At 51.5% G+C, this 21,932-nt stretch carries 13 protein-coding genes and 1 tRNA gene; 13 read left to right on the plus strand and 1 reads right to left on the minus strand.

Annotated elements, in window-relative coordinates:
- The first annotated feature begins 3 nt into the window (after nt 1-3).
- Genes B5D40_RS03800 through B5D40_RS03810 form a run of 3 tightly spaced genes read left to right on the plus strand, consistent with a single transcriptional unit; the run spans nt 4 to nt 4,443 of the window.
- Nucleotides 4-1,350, plus strand: a complete 1,347-nt coding sequence (locus tag B5D40_RS03800) for an extracellular solute-binding protein (protein ID WP_143394375.1) — start codon at nt 4-6, stop codon at nt 1,348-1,350.
- Nucleotides 1,347-2,279 carry a carbohydrate ABC transporter permease gene (locus B5D40_RS03805; RefSeq protein ID WP_078775833.1) on the plus strand — a complete coding sequence of 311 codons (933 nt, stop codon included), beginning with the start codon at nt 1,347-1,349 and terminating at the stop codon, nt 2,277-2,279. The genes B5D40_RS03800 and B5D40_RS03805 overlap by 4 nt, the downstream gene beginning before the upstream one ends.
- Nucleotides 2,272-4,443 (plus strand): carbohydrate ABC transporter permease, encoded by a 2,172-nt coding sequence (locus B5D40_RS03810; protein WP_078775834.1) that lies wholly within the window; start codon nt 2,272-2,274, stop codon nt 4,441-4,443. The genes B5D40_RS03805 and B5D40_RS03810 overlap by 8 nt, the downstream gene beginning before the upstream one ends.
- 83 nt (nt 4,444-4,526) lie before the next feature.
- Here the strand turns inward: B5D40_RS03810 and B5D40_RS03815 are convergent, their stop codons facing one another.
- On the minus strand, nt 4,527-4,805 hold the full coding sequence (locus tag B5D40_RS03815; protein WP_078775835.1) for a hypothetical protein: 279 nt from the start codon (nt 4,803-4,805) through the stop codon (nt 4,527-4,529).
- A 107-nt stretch (nt 4,806-4,912) separates the two neighbouring features.
- On the opposite strand from B5D40_RS03815, the gene B5D40_RS03820 reads away from it, so the two are divergent.
- The 10 genes from B5D40_RS03820 to B5D40_RS03865 all read left to right on the plus strand — a co-directional run bounded on the left by B5D40_RS03820 (nt 4,913) and on the right by B5D40_RS03865 (nt 21,899).
- Nucleotides 4,913-6,742, plus strand: a complete 1,830-nt coding sequence (locus B5D40_RS03820; RefSeq protein ID WP_078775836.1) for a DUF1015 family protein — start codon at nt 4,913-4,915, stop codon at nt 6,740-6,742.
- A 36-nt stretch (nt 6,743-6,778) separates the two neighbouring features.
- Nucleotides 6,779-7,957, plus strand: a complete 1,179-nt coding sequence (locus B5D40_RS03825; RefSeq protein WP_078775837.1) for a hypothetical protein — start codon at nt 6,779-6,781, stop codon at nt 7,955-7,957.
- Nucleotides 7,954-8,304 (plus strand): hypothetical protein, encoded by a 351-nt coding sequence (locus B5D40_RS03830; RefSeq protein ID WP_078775838.1) that lies wholly within the window; start codon nt 7,954-7,956, stop codon nt 8,302-8,304. Before B5D40_RS03825 ends, B5D40_RS03830 begins: the two co-directional genes overlap by 4 nt.
- 30 nt (nt 8,305-8,334) lie before the next feature.
- Nucleotides 8,335-11,883 carry a chromosome segregation protein SMC gene (smc, locus tag B5D40_RS03835; protein WP_078775839.1) on the plus strand — a complete coding sequence of 1,183 codons (3,549 nt, stop codon included), beginning with the start codon at nt 8,335-8,337 and terminating at the stop codon, nt 11,881-11,883.
- Nucleotides 11,884-12,038: 155 nt separating this feature from the next.
- Nucleotides 12,039-12,111 (plus strand) — tRNA-Arg (locus tag B5D40_RS03840).
- 13 nt (nt 12,112-12,124) lie between these two features.
- Nucleotides 12,125-13,615, plus strand: coding sequence for an alginate O-acetyltransferase AlgX-related protein (locus B5D40_RS03845; RefSeq protein ID WP_078775840.1), 1,491 nt, complete (start codon nt 12,125-12,127; stop codon nt 13,613-13,615).
- On the plus strand, nt 13,615-14,889 hold the full coding sequence (gene hemL / locus B5D40_RS03850) for a glutamate-1-semialdehyde 2,1-aminomutase (RefSeq protein ID WP_078775841.1): 1,275 nt from the start codon (nt 13,615-13,617) through the stop codon (nt 14,887-14,889). Before B5D40_RS03845 ends, hemL begins: the two co-directional genes overlap by 1 nt.
- Nucleotides 14,890-16,218, plus strand: coding sequence for a TldD/PmbA family protein (locus tag B5D40_RS03855; protein ID WP_073305733.1), 1,329 nt, complete (start codon nt 14,890-14,892; stop codon nt 16,216-16,218).
- Nucleotides 16,219-16,416: 198 nt separating this feature from the next.
- Complete coding sequence (locus B5D40_RS03860; RefSeq protein WP_078775842.1) at nt 16,417-17,517, plus strand: efflux RND transporter periplasmic adaptor subunit; 1,101 nt, start codon at nt 16,417-16,419, stop codon at nt 17,515-17,517.
- Complete coding sequence (locus B5D40_RS03865) at nt 17,514-21,899, plus strand: efflux RND transporter permease subunit (RefSeq protein WP_078775843.1); 4,386 nt, start codon at nt 17,514-17,516, stop codon at nt 21,897-21,899. Before B5D40_RS03860 ends, B5D40_RS03865 begins: the two co-directional genes overlap by 4 nt.
- Nucleotides 21,900-21,932 lie beyond the last annotated feature (33 nt).

The raw sequence follows: 21,932 nt of genomic DNA on the forward strand, positions 1-21,932 counted from the left end.
GCCATGCGGATTTTCGCCGCTTTGCTGTGTGCGCTCGCCCTTTGGGGCTGTGAAACGGAGCGTTCCCTCAAAAAGGAAGTTCTTCAGCTTTGGATTATGCCGAACAGTCCGGATCCGGCTGCGGATATGCTGCACGTCCTGCGCAATTTTGAATTGGAAAATCCCGGCATTGAAGTGCAGGTGACGATTCTCGACTGGAGCGTCGCCTGGACAAAAATCACGACGGCTGCGGCGACGCATAGCGGACCCGATGTCCTGCAGATGCCGACGACGTGGGCGGCTTCCATTTCGGCGATGGGAGCTTTGATGCCCCTTGATTCGCTGCTTGCCGTTTCGGGTGGGGATTCCGCTTTTGCGGAGGTTTCCATGAAGTTTGCGCGACCGGGGACTTCCTTTGCGACTTCGCTTCCTTGGTTTCTGGATGTTCGACCGCTTTTCTTTCGCCGGGACGTGCTGGCCGAAGCGGGAGTGGACCCGAAAACGCTGCTGAACTGGACGGATTTCCGAAAGGCTCTTTTAAAAATTCAGAAGGCGGATTTGACAATCGAGGGAATGCGCATTGCGCCTATCGGATATCCCGGAAAGCACGATTGGAATGTCATCCATAATTTGGCTCCCTGGATTTGGGGCGCTGGTGGGGATTTTCTGGATTCGACGGGAAGCGAAAGCCGTTTGGCGACAAAGGAAAGCATTGCCGGTATCCTTTTTTATTTGAATCTGGTCCGCGACGGATTTAACAGCAAAAAGAACTTGACGAAGAATACGAATCAGGTGAGCATGGATTTTGATGAAGGGCGGCTGGCTTTCTGGTTCGATGTGACGAACAAGACGCTTTATTTGGACAGTCCGCGTTTTTTGGGAGGCTCTTCCAAGAATGTGACGGCGCGCAATTATTCCGTGATGCTTCCGCCGACGGCCCCTGCCGGAAAAAGCACCTATTATTTTGCGGGCGGCTCCAATCTTTCCGTCTCCCGCTTTACCAAGCACAAGCGTTCGGCGATGGCGCTGGTTCGCTACCTTTCTTCCCGTCCGGACGTGCAGTTGGAACTTTCGCGCGTGACCGGTTTTTTGCCGGCGCTTCTTTCGACGTATGAATATCCGTATTTCAAGGAAGATGAAACGCGGGGCGTTTTTCAGCAGATGATTTCACGCTTGCGTTCGTATCCGGCGGTACCTTATTGGGGAGAAATCGAAACGGAAATTCTTTTGCGTCGTTTTGGCAACATCTTTGACTTGATTACGTTGAGCGGCGACAACGCCTGGCCGGAAAAAGAAATCCTCTCGGAAATTCGTGCGGCGGACAGCGAAATCAACCGCTTTATTAAACGGCAGCGGGAGAGCGGCAAATGACGAGGCGTTATTTCTTTATTTTGCCGATGCTGGCTTTTGCTGTCGTTTTTTTGATGGTGCCCGTCCTGTTCGGTCTGCTCCTTCCTTTTTTTGACGGAAATTCGCAGAACGCTCTGGGCGGTTCGTTCAGCATCCAGAATTTTTTCAAGGCGGTTTCTTCGGCTTCGGGAACGGGGCTTATCGACGCGGCGCGCAATACGGTGATTTACACGCTTTGCGTTTCTAGCGGAAGCATTGTGCTCGGTCTTTTTGGCGCGGTTATTGTAACGCAGAAGTTTCCCACGGTGAAAATCGTTCGCGGGCTGATGATGATTTCCTGGGTGGTTCCGACGTATATTGTCGGGCTTCTTTGGGGATTCATGTGGCAGCAGGATGAAGGCATTATCAATACGCTCCTGTTCGACTATTTGCATTGGGATCGGATTTCCGGCTTGTTCGGCGCCGTCTGGACGTATTCGGACAACGGAATTCTGATCAAGCCGAATTGGCTGACGGGACCGAATACGATTTGGGCGATTATCGTTCCGGCTATCTGGAGAAACTGGCCGTTTTGCATGATGATGTTTTTGTCGGCGATGGCGGCGATTCCACGGGATATTTACGAAGCGGCGGAATTGGACGGCGTGCCTAGCCGCGAGCGTTTTTTGCATATCACGCTTCCGATTCTCAAACCGATTTTTGCCGTCATTATTTTGGAATGCCTGGTCATCAATATGTATAGCTTCAATCTGGTGGCGATGATGTTCGGAAATGGAGCCGGCTTTCCGGGAAAATACGGCGACCTGATGATGACTTTTTTGTACCGCACGTCTTTCCAGACCTGGAATTTCGGGGCGGGAGCCGCTTTGGGAACGTTGATGATGATTGTAGCACTTTTCGGCGTTTCGCTTTGGTATCGGAATTTTGCAAAGGATTTGCACCATGCTTAAATTCCTCGCCTGGGCTTTCGCTTTTTTGAATATCGCGCCGCTTTTATGGATGGTGTGGAGTTCCCTTTTGGGATCGAGCGAAATCCAGCAGGGGAAAATTCTTCCCGATCCGTATCCGAATGACGTCGTGTTTGTGGAAAAAATTTCGGATGGCCGCATTGTGGCGGGGACTTTGCACGGTCAGATTTACCAGTTTGAAAACGGAAATCTGGACTCTCCGATTCGCCGCTCTTTGGATCTCTCGGCGGTTTCTGTAAATTACACCGTTGCGGATTCCAGCCTCTATGCGTTTTCTCCGGATGAAGGCGTGATGCGGGTGAATTTGAATCGCTGGAAAGTGGATAATCGTTGGGATCTGGGGGATTTTGAAGAGGCGTATCGGAAAAGCGATTTCTCGGAATTCCGCTACGTTCCAAACCAGATGCCTGAAGGAGAATTTTCCAGGCTCGGTGCCCTTCTCGATTCGCTTCCGCTTGCGGAAAACGCCAAGTGGACTTTGGCGGAAGTTTTGGGTTCGCCTTTTCCCCGGGATTCTTCGATAATTCAAAAACTCAATGGCATTTTGAATTCTCCGCAAGTGCTTGCGCGGGTAATTGGCGTCTGGCAGGGAAAATCGGACTGGGTGAACCCGGCTATCGGCAGCCTTTTGAAAAAAAGGAACCGCTCCGATGCAGATAATCGTCGTCTGTTCCGCTGGTGCCTTGCAGAACGGGCTCCTAGCCCGCTGACGATTTTTCGGCAGATTCCGTGGACGCCTATCTGGGTGAATCGTGTTCCTGCCAGCGATCACGGGGTTTCAGTGGTGAGCGCTGGCGATTACTTGTGCGTGGGCATGTGGTGGGAACAGTTTCCGGGAATTGCCTTTGTACACAAAAAGACGGGAAAAATCCATTGGCTGACTTCGCAGTGGGGGCTTCCCTCCAGTTCCGTGCAGCGGATTTTGCGGATTTCGGATTCGGAAATCCTGGTGGCGCACGACCAGGGATTTTCCTTGGTCGAAGTGGAGAGGCAAAAAGTCAAGGCGAATTATCTTTTTGGCGAAGGCGGTCTTCCCTTTTATAACGGGCGGGATTTGCGCTTGTCCGTGGTGAATCGCAGTGCGATGCTGTTTGCCTGCGGGCGGCAGATTGTCTTTTTCGATATCCGCGCGGGGCGCGCCATAAAACGGCTTTACGAGGATTCGGAGCTTTTCCAGTCCGATATTTCCGTTATCAAGAGCGGCGAAGAACGCGTCTTTTTTGGACTTGTAGGCGGGCTCGTGGAAATGAACTTGTGGGATTTGTTGAGCGAAGTCGGCAACCAGAAAACCTATTCCGTTCTAGGGACGGCGACAAGTCTTTCTTTGGATGGAAACCGCTTGCTGGTCGGCATGCAGGGCGGCAAAATCTCCCTTCTCGACTTGGAAAATCCAGAAAGAAATCAAAATCTCCAATTGCCAGAAGGCGGCATTTATTTGCATTGGCGAAATTATGAAGACTTGCTCCGTATGATTCCCTTTGGCACTTTTTTCACCAACTCGCTCTTGATTTGCGGGACGACGGTTTTGATTTGCCTTTTGCTGGGTTCTTTGGCGGGCTTCGGGCTTTCCCGGGCGACGAGAAAGTTGCGTATTGTGGTCAATGCGGGGCTAATCTGGAGCCAGATTGTGCCAAACGTCCTCCTTTTGATTCCCGCTTTTTTGCTGGCTTCGTATTGGCAACTGCATACGCCGATTCAAATGCTGAACACCCGATGGGGAATCATTCTGTTGTACTCGGTCCTTTTCTTGCCGATGACGGCTTGGATTTTGCAGAATTTTTTCCGCTCGGTTCCCCGGGAAATCGAAGAAGCGGCGATGATTGACGGCTGCACGGCGTTTTCCGCCTTTTTTCGGGTCATTGTGCCGTCGTCTTTGCCGGGGATTTTGGCGACGGGAATTTACGTCTTTATTCTGGCGTGGGACGAGCTGATGTTCGCCTGGGTATTTTCGATGGACACTTCGTCGGCGACGATTCCTGTCGGTCTGCGCCTCTTTTTTGGACAATTCGGCTCCCGTTTTGACTTGATGATGGCTGCGGCGACTTTATCGACTTTGCCTGTCATCGTCCTCTTTTTGATTGTGCAACGCAAATTGCTGAGTGGATTCGCCGGTAGCCATTCGGCAGACGTTAAGAACAAGGGTTAGTAATCAGTTGGAAGTAGAATGTGGGGAGTTGGGTCACTCCGAGGCGCGGAGTGAACTCCGTCATTGCGATCCGTGCTACATCGTCATTGCGAGCGGTAGCGAAGCAATCTTATAGCCCATTCCCGAACTTTAGGATGGAGGCTTTGCTCTATTCGCCTAAAGGGAGCAAAGCTTCCAAGCCTTATGGGGGCAGCCACTTCTTCCATTGCTAGCGTCTCGTTGTCTGCGAAAAACTTCGAAGTTCCATTTTGTAATTTTACGAAGCTTTGTCCTTGCGCATAAGAAATCCCCGGAAAAATCCATTCCTGCCTGGGAATACGGCGATTCCTTGTGACAAAAGGCGGTTGCGGAACATTGACCATAATTTCCCAAAATATCGTCAATTGAAAATGCCGCGGCTTTGCGCTTGTTGGGGCATATAACTCCCTAAAAATTCTATATTCTCGGCGGTTCTTTTTGGAGTTTTTTGATGGCTGTTGCAAGAAAAAAATCGGAAGAGTCCCGGATGACGCGGATTTCCCGGATGTATTTCAATCGGATGTTTCCCAAACGAATGGATGCTTTGAAGGTCGCTCTTTCGGTTTTTGCGGGCGTGTTCATCGGAATCATGCCCACAATCGGCATCGCCATCATTTTGACTGTCGCCGCCTGTGCTTTTTTCAAACTTCCCAAGGTGCCGGGAGTCGTGTCGTCTTTTGTGGCGAATCCGCTGACCCAGTTCGGTTTCTTTTATCCGTCGGGATATTATATCGGGAAAAAAATTCTCCAGCCTTCGGCGATTTCTTTTGATTTCCTTCGGGAATTGGAAGGCCTCTCCTTTAGAAATTGCATCGATGTCGTGACTCGGCTTTGGAACGAAGCCTCCGGACACCTTTTGGCATTTTTGCTCGGCATCACCTTTATTGCGCTGGTTTTTGGAATCGCTTTCGGAGTTGCCGCCTATTTCATCGTTTCCTACCGCAAAAAGAAGCACATTGCGATTAAAAACAAGTATATTCAGGAACTGATTTCCGAAGACCAGAAAATCATTAAAGAAGCTAAACTCAAAGGAAAACACATGCATATCTTTCCGTTTAAAGCACTCCGTCCTGTGGATCCGAGTCAGGCCAAGGACATTTCCGCTTTGCCTTATGACGTCATGAACCGCGAAGAAGCCAAGGAAATGGCGAAGGGTTTGCCCCATTCCTATTTGCGCATCACCCGTGCGGAACTGGAACTGCCGGATTCTGTCGAGGCTTACGACCCGCAGGTCTATGCCCACGCTAAAGAAAATCTGGACAAGTTCATTGCGGACGGCGTTATCGCTTTCGATAAAAAGAACTGCCTCTACATTTATCGCCAGACGATGAATGGGCGGGAACAATACGGACTGGTCTGCACAGTTCCAGCAAAGGATTATTTTGACAACATCATCAAGAAGCACGAGCTGACCCGCAAGGATAAGGAAGACGACCGTCTGCGCCACGTTCTGGCGACGAATTCGAATACGGGGCCCGTGTTTCTCACCTATCGGGATCAGGGACAGTTTGAACTGCTCAAAAAAATTATCGCCCGCGACCCGGTCTATGATTTTGTGACGGAGGCCGACGGCTTTGGGCATACGGTATGGGTCATTGACGACGACAATGAAATCGAAGAAATTTGCCGTTCGTTCGATTCTGTTCCCGTGTGCTATATCGCCGACGGGCATCATCGCAGTGCCGCTGGAGCTCGTGCCGCCGGATACCGTGCCGCCCAGAATCCCAATAACCGCGGCGACGAGGAATACAACCGCTACCTGGCGATTCTCTTCCCGAGTACCCAGCTGAAAATTCTGGATTACAACCGCGTCCTCAAAGATTTGAACGGGCGCACGCAGGAAGAATTTTTTGCGGAACTGGAAAAAGTCTTTTCTATTGAGAAGCTCCCGTCCGCGGCGCATCCGTCCAAGCAGAACGTGGTGAATATGTATATCGGCGGAAACTGGTATGCGTGCGCGTTTAAGCCGGAATATCTGGAGGATTTGGGACCTGTCGATAGTCTGGACGTCGCCCTTTTGCAGAAGCTCGTTCTGAAGCCGCTCTTCAACGTGGACGATCCGCGCACGGCGAAGAACATCGATTTTGTGGGCGGAATCCGCGGGCTGGGCGAACTCGAGAAACGCGTGGATTCCGGTGAATGCGCCTGCGCTTTTGCCATGTATCCGACGACCCTTGACCAGTTGATGGCGATTGCGGATGCTGGCGAAATCATGCCGCCGAAGAGCACCTGGTTTGAACCGAAACTTCGGGACGGCCTTTTGGTCCACTCCTTGGATTGATTCGTGAGCGGGATTTGCGGAAATCGGATTTTAGGAATGCGCGCTGTTTTGTGCGTATTCCTTTTGGCGTTTTCCGCTTATGCGGGCAATGTAAAAACCGCAGGCGTTTCGGCGGGCGATGCCGCGACTCGCGACTTGCAGCTGCGCGAATTCGGGATGGTTTTTCATCCGCAGACATACGGCTATCTGGGGGCGAATCTCCTCTATTTTCCTCTTCCTGTTCAGACAAAACTCTCGACGGAATACGGCAAGCACGAGGGCTATGTCTTGCGCCAGAATTTTGCGGCCTACTTTGCGGATTCTTTGGGAAAAAGTCCGTGGCAACTCGGCGTTTTGTGGTGGTTTGAACGCCACGGCTGGGACAGCGAGGACTTTCTTCTTTTTCCGCATTACGGCGATTTCTCGCTGATTCGCAGTGTGCAGACGGCGGGCGTTACCCTTTCCCGCCCGGATCTTGGTTGGGGCATTGCGGGCGGCATCCAGTATTCCAATCCGGAATTTGTCGGCAAGGGCTACGAAGCGGAAACGGATTCGCTGTTTGAGTGGGCGGCTTTTACCTGGTCTTCTTTTTCTGTGCAGACGAGTTTCCGTCATTCGCATTTTCGCCATGCTCGCTTTTCGCTGAATTTGGAATCCAAACAGGTTTTGGGCGGGCGTTCCTCGGGGCCTCTCACCTATTTGCCCAATATCGATGTCGCCCTTTATGACCGGAACGGTGATAGCAACGACTCCCTGCGACTTTCTTGGGAACAAAATCTGATTGCGCAGCGCTTGTATGCGGAAGTTCTGGTTTATTTTCCGGACAAGGCTTTGCGCTCGGTTTCCCTCAAGTATTATCCCGATCCGTCTAAAATTGTTTCCTTCGACGTGACCTGCTACCGCAAGCCGGGCGGGGATTTGCTGTGGGGCGGGGGAATTACCATGCCTTTTATCCGGGTCGCTTACAATCACGCCGACGATATCGAAAATGTTTTTGGTCTGCGGGGAACCTGGATTGTCCAGTTCCATCTGGGAATTGAAAAAATCCTGGACAAGTTTGTCGGACTGAACGGTTCCCGTTCGACGCCCATGATGACCCGCTCCATCGATACGGACGAATCCTTAAAGAAACAGCGCCGTGAAGAACGGGAAAAGACGCTTCGCTCTTCGGACGGGCTTTCGTCTAGGACCAAGGAAATCACGGCGAAGGGCATTGTCGTGGAGGAGGCGAAATGAAAAAATTTTTGGCATTAGCCTTTCTCTGTTTATCCGCCTGTTCGCATCTGGTGGTGGATTCTACGGAGCGTTTGCAGATTAAAAATTTGTCCGATAAGGCGATTACGCGTTTTTCCGTTGTCGGCAAATCGGACACGTTGCTCTGGGTTCCGGACACGGTCCTTCCGGGCGAGCTTTCGTTTGTACGTGAAGCGGATTTTGTCGGGACTTTCCGGACGATTTTTTACGCCGCCGATTCGACGGGAAAATTTCATCTGGTCGATGCGGGCAAAATCCATTTTGACGGCGGAAGCGAACTTCTCAAGTTTTCAGAAAAGGACGATGTTTGGGATTTGGAATTTGAATAACGCCTTTGATTAAGCTACTTTTTCCATAACGTGAAGATTACCAAATTAAAGATTTTCGGCTTCAAGTCGTTTGCCCAGCGAACAGAAATCACGTTTTCTGGGAACGGGCTTACCGCGGTTGTCGGTCCGAACGGAGCAGGCAAGTCCAATATCGTGGACTCGATTCGTTGGGTTCTGGGCGAACAGCGCGCGTCGGTTCTGCGTATGGATAAAATGCAGAGCGTCATCTTTTCTGGAACGGAAGAGCGCGCGGCCATGAGCCTTGCCGAAGTCTCCTTGGTCATCGACAACAGCGACGGGGATTTGGCTTCGGAATATTCGGAAGTAATGGTGACTCGCCGGGCGCACCGCGACGGCCTGACCGAATATCTGATCAACAATCAGGAATGCCGCCTGAAGGACATTCAAAATCTTTTTTTCGATTCGGGGTTGGGTTCCGGCAGTTATTCCCAGATGAACGAAGTGATGATTCGCAATGTTCTCGCGGATAGTCCGGAATACCGCCGTACACTTTTTGAAGAAGCCGCCGGCGTCAGCAAGTATAAGAAGCAGCGCAAGGAGACGGTCAGCCAACTGGAAAGGGTTCGCACCGATCTGGAACGCGTCGAAGACAATTTGAAGCACGAGCGCAATACGGTTCGCCAATACGAGAAACAGGCGGAAAAGGCGAACGAATGGAAACGATTGCGCACCAGACTGCGGGAATTGGATCTCTCGGTCAGTTTGGACAGGCACGAGGACAACCGGAAAAATCTGGCGGTTCTGAACGACGCCAAGACTCGGATTCAGCATGAGCAGGATGCGGATAAAACCCGTCTGTCGGAATTGGAAACGAAAATTGCCGAACGCCAGCTGCTGATCGCGGGCGACGAAGAAAATCTGCGCGGCCTGGAGAACGAGGTCAAAAAACAGGAATTTGAACTGAATGATTTGAACAACGAGCTTTCCCGCAACCGAGAGGCGCAGGGAAATGCAGAGATGAACATTCAGAAATATCTCGGGGAAATCGAGGATTCCAAAAACCGGATTGCGTCTTTAAAGCAGGAAAGCGACCGGTTGGAAAACGAAACCAGCCAGTTGGGCTCGGAAGATGTCCTTTCGGAGCAGCAGGCGGAACTGGAGCGGGAAGAAGAAGCGTTGCAGGTCTTGCGGGACAGCGTAGATGATTTGCGGGAATCTTCCCGGGCGCTTGCGGATAAGCGCATTGCGTGCGTGAACAAGGCTAGCAGTCTGCGCGCCAACTGGCAACGTCGGGACGCGGAATCGGAAATCCTTCTGGCGAATGCGCAAAAATGGAAGTCGGAGTATTCGGACTTGGAACGCCGAAAGAACGAGTCCGAAGAAACGCTGCGCGAAATCGCTGCTGGCGTTGAATCCGCCCAGCGGGAAATAGAAATTTTGCAGGAACGCAAAAGCGTGCAGGAAGAGGAAATCGAAACCCTTTCCGCCTCCCTTTCTCAGCAAGAAGAAAAAATGCTGCAGGCGAAATCGCGGATTGCGGGGCTTGAATCGCGCATCGAATTGCTGGAAAATATGGGAAGCGACGCCCTTGCTGGCGAAACTTTCCTGCTGAATTCCCGGGCGTCCGAAGTGCGCGGCCTGTTAGGTTCGCTGATGACCGTGGAACCGGCGTATGCAAGCGCCATCGAATTTGCCTTGGGAAGAGCGCTGAACGCCGTTGTAACCGATTCTTCTCGATTGGATGCGCTGCTGGACAATTTGGATGCCGCCGAAGCGGGGGGCGCCATTCTCGCTTTTGTTAGTGGGAACGCCGATGTCCAAGAATTTCCTCACCGTCCGGGGGTCATTGGTGTCGCCAGCCGATTTGTCCAAGCGGAGCCGGCAATTCTTCCTTTGGTCGAAAGACTGCTTTCCCGAGCCGTTCTTGTTGAAAATTTTGCCACGGCCAAATCGCTTGCCCAGGAGTTTGCCAGCGAAGACTACTGGTTCCTTTCTCTTGACGGACGTTATGTTTCTACGCGCGGACTTGTCTGGGGCGGTTCCGGGAAGAATGAAGCACCGGGCGTGCTGGCGCGCAAAGCCGAACTGGAAAAAGACGTGGCGGAAGTCGAAGCGATTCGGGCGGAAGCCGAGCGCATTGCCGATGAACGGGAACGGTTGAAAGAAAGATTGGAAGAATCCCGGGCGGTGCTTTCGGAAACGGAGGATTCCATTCGGGATGCGGATGGACGGATGCGTTCGGGAGAAGCGGCAAAAAAAATTCATCAAGGCGTTCTTTCCGATGTGGAACGGCAGATGGCCAATCTGCGCTCCAGTCTGGAAAATGCGGAAGCTCGCATTGCGCAAGCGCAATCCGAAAAATCCGACGATGCCGAGCTCGCCGCCGCCGATGCGGAGTCCAAAAGCATCGAAGACGAATACGCCAAAGTGATGGACGCCCTGTCGGAAAAAGAACAGATCTGCAAGGACAAAGAAGAAGATGTTCGGGAAATGCGTTCTCGGCTCGGAGCAACTCAATCTTCTTTGCAGAACAGTTTAAACCGCATCCGTTCCATTGCGGAGCAAATTCAGGTTTTTGACGGCATTATCGAAGGCCGTCATCAGGAAATCGAAAAAATCGCTTTGCAAAAGGAAAATTTGCAGGCAAAAGAAAACGAGCTGGCGGAGAAAATCCAAAACAAAGACGAAGAGCTCCGCGTCAAGGAAGGCGAGCGGGATGCGGCACGCGAACGTTACAATGTCGTTGCGGGAGACTTGGCCGACTGGCGTTCCGAAGTGAATGAAATCAACCGGAAATTGCTGAATCGATTGAACGATATCAACGATTTGACGTTGCGCATCAATGCGCTCGGTACCAATATCGACCGGATGAAGGAACGCGTTTTCAGCGAATGGGAAGTGGACATCGACCATGCGGAAGATGTGGAACGCGTAGAATACAATGAAAGCGCCGCCAAAAAGGAAATCTCCGATTTAAAAAGCCAGATAAAGAACTTGGGTCCGGTGAACGTCGATATCATGGAAGATTTCGATGCGCAAAAAGCGCGCTTGGCAGAAGTGGAGAAGCAATTCAACGACTTGGACAAGGCGCGCGCGTCCTTGGATCGCACTATCACCAAATTGGACGGCATTGCCCGCGAGCGTTTCTTGGAAACTTTCCGTCGTATCCAAAAAAATTTCCAGGACGTGTTCAGCCGGGTCATGGTGAACGGCGAAGCCAAGCTGGCGCTTCAGGGCGACGATCCTTTGGAAGCGGCCATCGAAGTGAACGCGCGGCCTACGGGCAAAAAAATGCGTGGAACGACTGCGCTTTCCGGTGGGGAACGCGCTTTGACCGCGGTTTCCCTCCTCTTTGCCATTTACATGGAGAAGCCTTCGCCCTATTGCGTTCTGGACGAAGTCGATGCGCCTTTGGACGATGCGAATATCGGTCGCTTTATGGAACTCTTGCGCCATTTTTCAAACAAGACGCAGTTCATCCTTGTCACGCACAACAAGCGTACGATGGCCGCCGCCGATATGCTTTACGGTGTGACGCAAGAAATCAAGGGCATTTCGCGAATCGCTTCGGTAAAGTTGGACGACGCTGTCGCTTTGGAATTGCACCGTTCGACTTAATGGACTGCGCTTTTCTGCCGTTTCGCATTCTTTCAAATTTCCGGGTGGCTTAAATCGCTTAAAGAATGCTATATTTGTGCTGCTGAAAAGGAAGCGTTTAGCTTTGGGGACGAATCCAATCGTCTGCGAAGTTCGACGTTCTAGAATGCATTTAAGCCCTCATAGCTCAAAAGGATAGAGCACGCCCCTCCTAAGGGTGAGATCTACGTTCGATTCGCAGTGGGGGTATTTTTTAGAGCCTATGAAACGCTATTACGTTTTATTTACCGTCGTCTTTTTTTTGATGCTGCTCCTGCCGCTTTCTTGGGAATTGGCTCATTCCGCTTGCGAAAAAAAAGCGTTTGCCCCGTTTGACCTTTTTCGGGATGCCGTTCGCCCTGTTGTTCGGGAATCGGTTTTGCAAAGGGAAGCGGATTCTCTCTATGCGGTTTGGCGGGAAGCCCTTTCTGTGGCGGAATCTTCGGACGTTTCTTTGGAAAAACGCGAAGAGGCTTTTTCCCTTGTGGATGAATGCGCGCAAAATCTCAAGCGCACGATCATGAATGTCAATGCCTACCTTCCTTTGGATTCGCTGGATTCGGCGGTGCAAAACATCTCCGCGATGCAAAAGCTCCTTGCCGCATGGGAATCGGAAGAGGACGTTCGGGATTCGCTGGAACATTTGGCTTTGGCGATTCGCGAGGAGTATTCGTCGTTTTCGTGGAAGCGTCTTGGGAATGCCTGGCTTTACCACGGTTTTTTGAACGGGGATTATCTGCGGGCTTATGAAAATCAGCAGGAAAAAGAAAACGCCTTTGTCAAAAAGACGCGCCCCGTTTATCAGGCTTTTGCATGGAAAGTTCTGCGGGATCCTGGAGAGAAGGCGGTTGTCGCCGATTCGAATTTTCTTTTTTACCGGCAAGATGTGGATTTTTTGGTAAAGCCCGCTCCATGGACCACGGACAGTTTGGACAATCCCATTGAAGCGGTTCTCGATTTTAAAAAGGAATTGGAAAAAAAGGGAATTGAACTGCTGGTCGTTGTCGTTCCGGGAAAGTCCACCATCTATCCGGAAATTTTGAATCCGCAGCTATACGGGCTTTCGGGAATGAATATTTCCTTGGGTCGGCGTTTTGTGGATACCCTCCGCTCGTTAAATGTGAATGTGGTGAATCTTTATACGCCGTTGATGCAAGCCAAGCAAAAAGATCGGCGCAAGGATTTTCTCTACTTGAATACGGATACGCACTGGACGCCGCGCGGGGCGCAAATCGCTGCCAAAGTCATTGCGGATGATGTGAAGAAATTGCCTGTGGCAAAAAATCTGCCGCATGAAGACTGGGTGGATTCGCTGGTGATGGCCGACCGTGTCGGCGACGTGGCGACGATGGCAAATCTGGAATACGCTTTTCCCCAGCAAAGAGTCGAAGCGTTTCAGGTGAAAAATGCGAAAACGGGAACGCCCCGCGGCAACGATTTTCGCAAAGCGAAAATTTTGATTTTGGGAGACAGCTATTCCCGCATTTATGAAACGGATGCGCCGATGTCGTCCGGATGGATTTCCCACTTGGCGAAGGAATTGCGTACTCCTGTTGCAAGCATTGTTTCCGATGGCGGCTCCAGCACCCTTGTCCGGGAAAAGCTCGCGCGCCGTTCTGGCGTTCTCAAAGGAAAAACGCTGGTGATTTGGGAATTTGTCGAAAGGGATTTGCGCTTTGGAGCCGAAGGCTGGAAAAAAGTGAGGTTGGACTGATGGAAAATTCTTGGTGGAATCGTGCGTTGAAAGTGTTGCCGGGCGGCGTGGACTCTCCTGTCCGCGCATTCGGCGGAGTCGGGGGTGTTCCTCTTTTCATTCAACGTGCGCAGGGACCTTATTTGTATGCAGACGACGGAAAGGCCTATGTGGATTTTATCGGCTCTTGGGGGCCGATGATTTTGGGACACAACCCGAAAGAAGTCGTGGAAGCCCTGAAGGAACAGCTTTCCCGGGGGCTCAGTTTTGGAATGTGCACGGACATCGAAGTGGAACTTGCCGAATGCATTCTTTCGAAAATTCCGGGGATGGAAAAAATCCGTTTGGTCAATTCGGGAACGGAAGCGACGATGAGTGCGATTCGCGTGGCTCGCGGGGCGACTGGTCGCCATAAAATCATCAAGTTCCGCGGCTGCTATCACGGGCACGGCGATTCGTTTTTGATTCAGGCGGGCTCTGGCGCGCTGACGCATGGAACTCCCAGTTCTCGGGGCGTAACGCCGGGAGTTGCTCAAGACACGCTTGTAGCGGACTACAATCATTTAGAAGACGTGTCCGCTCTCTTTGACGCAAATCCGAACGAAATTGCTGCGGTCATTGTGGAACCTGTTGCGGGAAATATGGGCTGCGTGCCTCCTCGCGCAGGATTTCTCGAAGGCTTGCGGGAACTCTGCACAAAAAATGGGGCGGTTCTCATCTTTGACGAAGTGATGACGGGCTTTCGCGTTTCGGACGGGGGAGCGGCAAAACGCTTCGGTGTTTTGCCCGATATGATTACGCTGGGAAAAATTGTCGGCGGGGGAATGCCGCTTGCCGCTTATGCCGGCAAGGAATCGCTGATGCGCAATGTGAGTCCGCTCGGAAAAGTCTATCAGGCGGGAACGCTTTCCGGCAATCCGATGGCGGTGACGGCGGGGCTTTCGCAATTGCGGGCCCTCTTCCAACTGAATCCGTGGGAGTCCTTGGAGAAGAAGGGCGCATTTCTGGAGTCTGCATTGAAAGCGGCTGCCGCTTCGGCGGGATGTTCCGTACAAATAAATCGTGTCGGAGCGATGTTCACCGTTTTCTTTTCCTCGCTTTCTGTTGTCGATACGGAAACGGCGATGTCTTCGGACACCAAGCGCTTTGCGGCCTTTTTTCATGCGATGCTTTCTCAGGGAATTCTCTTTCCGCCTTCGCAATTTGAAACGACATTCTTCGGCACGTCCCATACCGAGGAAATTTTTGAAAGGACCATCTCGGCGGCTCGTACCGCATTTGAAAAGGCGATTTAAATGAATATCTTTGAAGCTGTCCAGTTTCTTTCCGACGAGGCTAAAAAATCGACGACCGCGTTTGACATTGTGGCGGGGCATTCCAAATCGGAAGGCGTTTCCGTTTTTCAGGGTAAAGTGCAAAATACGGAAATTTCCGAATCCGTCGGTGTCGGGATTCGCGCTTTCTGCGGGGCAAAACCCGGCTATGCTTACACAGAGCGTTTGACAGAGAGCGCCTTGATGCAGACTTTAAAAGATGCTTTGCAGCACACGAAACTTACCAAGGATTTGCCCATATCGCTTCCGCATCCGGAAAATCACGCTTTTCGCAGGGAACATTATAATCCGCATTTAAAAGACGTTTCGCTTTCGCAAATGACGGATTTGGCGTTGGACATTGAAAAACGTTGCTATGCGCTTTCCGCAGATGTCAAAAATGTGCCGTATTTGGGATGCCAAAAGAGCGAGAGCCAGATGATTTTCGCCAATTCAAACGGTGTCTATTTTGAATCCGTCGGCAATGGAATCGGAGCGGGCGCGGGGCTTGTCGCGGAACGGAATGGTTCCCGCAAAATGGGAAGCTTCGACCAGGACAAAGAGCGGATTGAAGACATTTCCGCCGAGAAAATCGCCCAAAAGTCTGTAGAACGCGCTTTGGAACTTTTGGAACCGCAAAAAATCGTTTCGGGAAAAATGCCTGTCGTGATTTCCGAACGCGTTGCCGGGCAGCTGCTGGGCATGTATGCTTCTTCCTTTATCGCGGAGCAGGTGCAAAAAGGGCAATCCCGCTTGCAGGGAAAGCTCGGGCAAAAAATCGCCGGAGCGAATCTGACTCTTCTTTCCGATCCGACTCGCGAAGATTTGCCGGGAGTAAAAACTTACGATGCCGAAGGCACTTATGCGGACACGGTTACGGTTGTTCGTGACGGCGTTCTTTCCGAATTTCTTTACAATTTGGAAACCGCCGCGGTGGAAGGGAAAAAGAGCAACGGCTGTGCAGCCCGTTCGTATGGCGGAAAGGTGGGAACGGCTTTTTCCAATCTTGTCGTTCTTCCCGGTGAAAAAACGACTGCGGAGCTTCTGCGGCTTTTCCCGCGCTGTCTGCTAGTCGTGAAACTCGAAGGCAATTCCGGTTGCAGCGCGATAAGTGGCGACATGAGCATCGGCGTGCAGGGGCTTTATGCGGAAAACGGAGAGGTTCTTCATCCGGTCGAAGGCGCTACTTTGAGCGCGAACTTTATCGATCTTCTGGAAACCCTTGTTGCTATCGGAAGCGAATACCCGGATGCTTTTTCCGGTTTGCAGGTCCCCGCTTTGGCGTTCCCCGAGATTTCGGTTTCCAACTGATTCTTTGGTAGCGCTTGCAACCATTTGAATCGGGTGGGCATCCAAATGGCGTAAAAAAACGCTTCTAAAAATGGCTTTGATGAAGCGGTTCAACAAACGGCTGCTGTGCTTCACGGGCTCACCAACCAGATGCTGTGTCGTAACCGATTTTTTGAAAATGAATTTTTAGAAGTGACTGTAAATGAAATAGGTTGAATCATGAAAAAATCGACAATTTCTTTCTCTTGTTTTATAACTGGAATTTTTATTGGAATTTTTGTATTGACCGCTTGCTCTTCGGAAAATACGCCTCAGCCGTCCAAGGCAGCCCGAAAAGGCGCAGGGGCGAAAACGCTTCGTGTTTCGGGCTACATCGCTCGGGAAGATTCCACATCGGGAGTATATAGCACGGACGGTGAACTTGTCGCAGCGAATCAGGTGGATGTCGCCGCGGAAACGGCGGGCAAAGTTGTCAAGCTCTATGCAAAAGACGGCCAATCGGTTTCTCAGGGATTTCTCCTTGCCAAACTCGACGATGCGGAGTTGCAGGCGAATTTGAAAAGCGCAAAGGCTTCCCTGGATCTGGCGCAAAAAAAGGCGGCGCGCATCAAGACGCTCTTTGAAAAGGACGGGGCGACAGCCGAAGAGCTGGAAGCCGCAGAGAGTGCGGTTCAATCGGCAGAGGCTTCCCGGGATTTGATTCTTGCCCAATTGAAAAAAACGGAAATTCGCGCGCCTTTCGTCGGCGTTTTGGGAGTGGTCGATATTTCCGAGGGGGCTTGGATTACTGCGGGTTCTAAAATTGCCACTCTCACGGACAAGCGAAAACTCAAAGTGGATTTTGATTTGCCGCAGCGCTATGCGTATAGCGTTAAAAATGGGGACAAGGTGGAACTGATGGATTCGGAACGGGGCGAAAGTTTTGTTGCGAAAATCGCTTTCATGGATGCCACGCTCTCCAATTCCAGTCGCACACGCAAAGTTCGAGCGATTGTCGATAATGCGAATAAAAAATTGCTCGCCGGAACCTATGTCCGCGTTCGCTTGAATTTTGGAAACGGAACCGTCGCGGGCTTTCCGATTCCCTCCGAAGCGGTGACTTTGGATGCGAACGGGGCGTTTGTCTTTATCGTCAAAGAGGGCAAAGCGCAGGAAGTCCGCGTAAAAACGGGGCTTCGCACGCCGATAACGGTGAATATTCTCTCCGGCCTTTCGGCGGGAGACACCGTCGTTGTTTCCGGTTTGATGAATGTCCGTAACGGAATGTCTTTGGAAATCAAGGACATTGTGAACAACATGAATTACGGGGTAAAGGAATGAGTTTTTCGACTCTTTCAATTCGTCGTCCCGTATTGATGACGGTGCTGGCTTTGGGCATTGTCCTTGTCGGGGCTTTCGGGGCGATGAATTTGGGCATTCGGGAATATCCCAATGTGGATTCGCCAATTATTACTGTTCGCACGACTTATACGGGGGCGAATGCCGCGGTCGTGGAATCAGAAGTGACGGAAATCATCGAGGCTTCGGTGAACAGCGCGGCGGGCATCAAGTCGCTCACTTCGACCAGTTCCGATGGCAGCTCCACAATTCGTGCGGAATTTGAAGTGGGAACGGATTTGGAAGCGGCGGCGAATGATATTCGGGACCGGGTTTCCCGGGTGACGCGGAGATTGCCCGATGCTGCGGACGCTCCTGTGGTTTATAAGTCGGACTCGGATTCGGATCCGATTTTAATCGTGAGCCTTTTGTCCGATACGCGGGATGCGATGGAGCTTTCGGAGATTGCGACGAATGTGGTCAAGGAAAAATTGCAGACGATTGCGGGAGTTTCCGAAGTGAGCCTTTGGGGCGCAAGAACGCCCGTCGTTCGCCTGTGGCTGGATCCGCTTCGTATGAAAGCTTTGGGTGTGACCCCTTCCGATGTTTCGCAGGCCATCAGCCGCGAAAATGAAGAACTTCCTGCGGGAAAAATTGAAGGCCAGACAATGGATCTTTCGATTCGTACCTTGGGCCGTTTGGAAAAACCTGCCGAGTTTAATTCAATCCCGATAAAAACGGCTTCGGACGGCTCTATTGTCAGGCTTTCCGATGTGGCTACTATCCATTATGAACCCAAGGATACGCGCACGGGATTTAAACGCAATGGCAAAAATACGATTGCTGTCGCCTTGATAGCCCAACCGGGGTCGAACCATGTCTCCATTGCCGACGATTTTTACAAGCGCGTGGAAGAACTCCGCCGGGATATGCCTTCGGACGTGAAAATCGTGAGCGGCATGGATTCCTCCATCAATATCCGTTCTTCGATTCGCGAAGTGATAGAAACGATTTTCATTTCTTTTCTCTTGGTCGTTGCCGTCATTTTCTTCTTTTTGCGGGAAGCTCGGACCACGTTGATTCCGATGATTGTCATTCCCGTTTCCCTTGTCGGTAGCTTTTTCGTCCTCTATCTTTTCGGATTTTCCATCAACGTGCTGACTCTTTTGGCGATGGTTCTGGCGATAGGCCTGGTTGTCGATGATGCGATTGTCATTGTGGAAAACATCTACCAGAAAATCGAACGGAAGATGTCTCCTAAACAAGCCGCCGTAGCGGGAATCAACGAAATCTTTTTTGCGGTTATCGCAACCTCTGTCGTTCTGATGGCCGTCTTTGTGCCGATGCTCGCCTTGGGTGGAATGACGGGGCTTCTTTTTCGGGAATTTGTGGCGGTGATGATTGGGACCGTCGTGATTTCCACATTCTGCGCTCTGACTTTGACGCCCATGCTTTGCTCCAAAGTGTTGCGCGTGCAGAAAAAAGGCTTTCTGTACGAAAAAACGGAACCGATATTTGTGTGGCTGAACGAGCTTTACAACACGTTGCTCAACGGTTTTTTGCGGGTGCGCGGACTGATTTTCGTCATCATCGCTTTGTTGCTTGGCGCAGCCTATTTCTGCTTTAACAATCTTTCTAGCGAAATGGCTCCGCAAGAGGACAGCAATATGTTCATGGTGAACATCTCGGCTCCCGAAGGGACGGGACTCGGGCAGACAAAAAAGATGACCGAGGCTTTTGTCGAAGAAATGACGGCCTTGATGGATTCTTCGGAATATGAAGAAATTCAGGCGGGCGCGCGTTCCGGCGGCAGTTCCATGATTCGCGTGACGCTTTCTAGCGACAAGTCCAAACGCCGTTCGCAAAGCGAGATCGCCCGTTCCGTACAGATTCTGGGAGCGAGCTATCCGGATTTGCGGGTGATGGTATTTGAACCGCAGAGCATTAGTACGGGGCGCGGTGGACTTCCTGTGCAATTCGTACTTCAGGCGGGGAATATCGAAACCCTTCGGGACTTGCTTCCCGTCTTTACCGCCGAAGCGGAAAAAAGCGATGTTTTTAGCGTGGTCAATGCCAACTTGAAATTCACGAAACCGGAACTTCATGTACAGATTAACCGCGACAAGGCTCACGACCAGAACGTTTCTGTGGACGACATTGCCAAAGCGGTAGCCCTCTCGATGGGCGACCAGACTTATGGGGAATTTTATCAGGACGGCAGGCAATACGATGTCATCGGGGCGGTCCCTTACGAATATCGCGCCGAGCCGACGAACTTGGAAGAACTCAGCGTGCGAAACGGCGCAGGGGAAATGCTTTCCGTTTCAAATTTCGTCTCCTATGTGGAAAAATCGGCGTCTCCATCTCTTCCGCGTTACAACCGCTTTAGTGCTGCGACGATTTCCGCAGGTCTCATGCCGGGAAAGACCATCGGCGACGGGGTTGCCGAAATGCGGCGAATCGCTAAAAAGGTCATTCCGGATTCTTTGAATATTCAAACGGAACTTGCGGGCACTTCCAAGGAATACGAGGAAAGTTCTTCGGGGCTTTACATCGTTTTCCTTTTGGCGCTGGCTTGCATTTTCTTGGTTCTTGCCGGGCAGTTTGAAAGCTACCGTTCGCCCTTCGTCACTTTCTTCACCGTGCCGCTGGCGATTGCGGGTGCCATCATTTCGCTTTATCTCTTTGGGCAGACTCTGAATATATTCAGTGAAATCGCCCTGATTCTTTTGCTGGGACTGGTGACAAAAAATGGCATTCTGATTGTGGAATTTGCGAATCAGATTATGGCTAGAACCGGTTGCTCTCGATTGGCTGCGGCGAAAAAGTCTGCGCGTTTGCGCTTCCGCCCGATTCTCATGACGAGCCTTTCCACGGTTCTGGGGGCGGTTCCCCTGATTATGACGGGAACGCCTAGCCGTGTGGCGATGGGCGTTACCATCGTCTGCGGTCTTACCTTTGCGACATTCCTGACGCTATTTGTCGTCCCTGCTGCCTATTCGTTTTTTGCGGGAAAGCCTGTGGAAAAAGCGAATGCCCAAAATGGAAAGGGCGGTCTGGCGAAATCGCCGGCTCTCTCCCTCTTGTTGGGCGCGTTCTTGATTTTGCCGGTGAAATCCTTTGCTGGACTTTCTCCCGAAGAGGCGGTGCGCACGGCTCTCGAAAAGAATACGGGCGTGCTGATTTCCGAAGAAAAGGTCAAAAACGCCGAAGTTGCTCAGAAAAGCGCGCGCAAAGGCCTTTTGCCGACTCTGGATCTTTCGCTCTCCCGTTATTACACCTACGGCGATTCCTATTCCAAAACGCAGGCTGGAGTGGCTACGGATATCGACGATAATTTGGGGCGCAGCGATGCGTTTCAGATTGCGGTGAATTATACCGTTTTCGATGGCTTTCGGGATATTTCCAGTTACAAATCGAGCAAGGCTCAAATCGAAAGTTCCAGGGCGGCATTTCGGGCAGAAAGGGAAGCTTTGGCTGCAAAAGTTTTAAACGCCTATTTCGAAGCCGTTCATGCAAAATCCGCGTCGGCTCTTTCCGATTCCAATCTTCAGGTTTCTCGTGCCCGCCGGGAACTTTTCCAAAATAAACTGGACGCCGGATCCGTTACCCGCTTGGATTATCTCTCTGCGGAAATGGATTTTAAAAGCGACAGTGCGGCAAACCTTTCCACCAAATCGCAGCTGGCGTCGGCGATCCGTTCTTTGGATGAATTGCTGGGAGGGAACGTGATTTCGGATGCCCGGGATTTACCGGATTCCGTTGCCGTAGAAAGAAATCTGTATTGGCTCTCTCCGGAAGGACTTTTGGAAGCGAAGCAACGCGCCGTCGAAAACAATGCGGAACTCGCTGCGGCCAGAGCGCAGATGAATTATGCGCAAATCCATCGGCAGGGTTCGTCCTCGTCCTTGTATCCCAAGCTCAATTTGCAGGGTTCCTGGAATGCGACAGCCAGCGAATCGGACAAGGGAAATCCCGAGAAATCGAACAGCCAGTATTTTCGGATTGGTGCGGATTTGACGTGGAATCTTTTTAACGGTTTTGCCGACAACGCGACAGTGGAAACCGCGAAAATCGCGGAACGTTCTGCGGAATTGCAGGTGGAAAACGTACGCTTGAATGTCGAAACAAATGTGGCGAATGCCGTAGAGTCGCATTCTCGGGCGCTAGAATCTTTGGAAGTGGCGGAGGGCAATGATTCGCTGGCAAGGGAATTGCTGCAGCTCGGCGAGGAACGTCTCAAAGCGGGACGCATTACCGCTTTTGAATTTCGGGAAACGCAGAGCCAGTGGCGTTCTGTGCGGGAAGCGTTGCTCTCGGCGGCGGTAACGGCCCGAAAGGCGCAAATCCAAGTGGAACTGCTGACGGGGGAGATTTTGAAGTAGCAGTCTTCATCGATATTTTTACATTTGGCGGAA

Origin of the sequence: Fibrobacter intestinalis (genome assembly GCF_900167415.1) — a bacterium.
GTDB lineage: Bacteria > Fibrobacterota > Fibrobacteria > Fibrobacterales > Fibrobacteraceae > Hallerella > Hallerella intestinalis.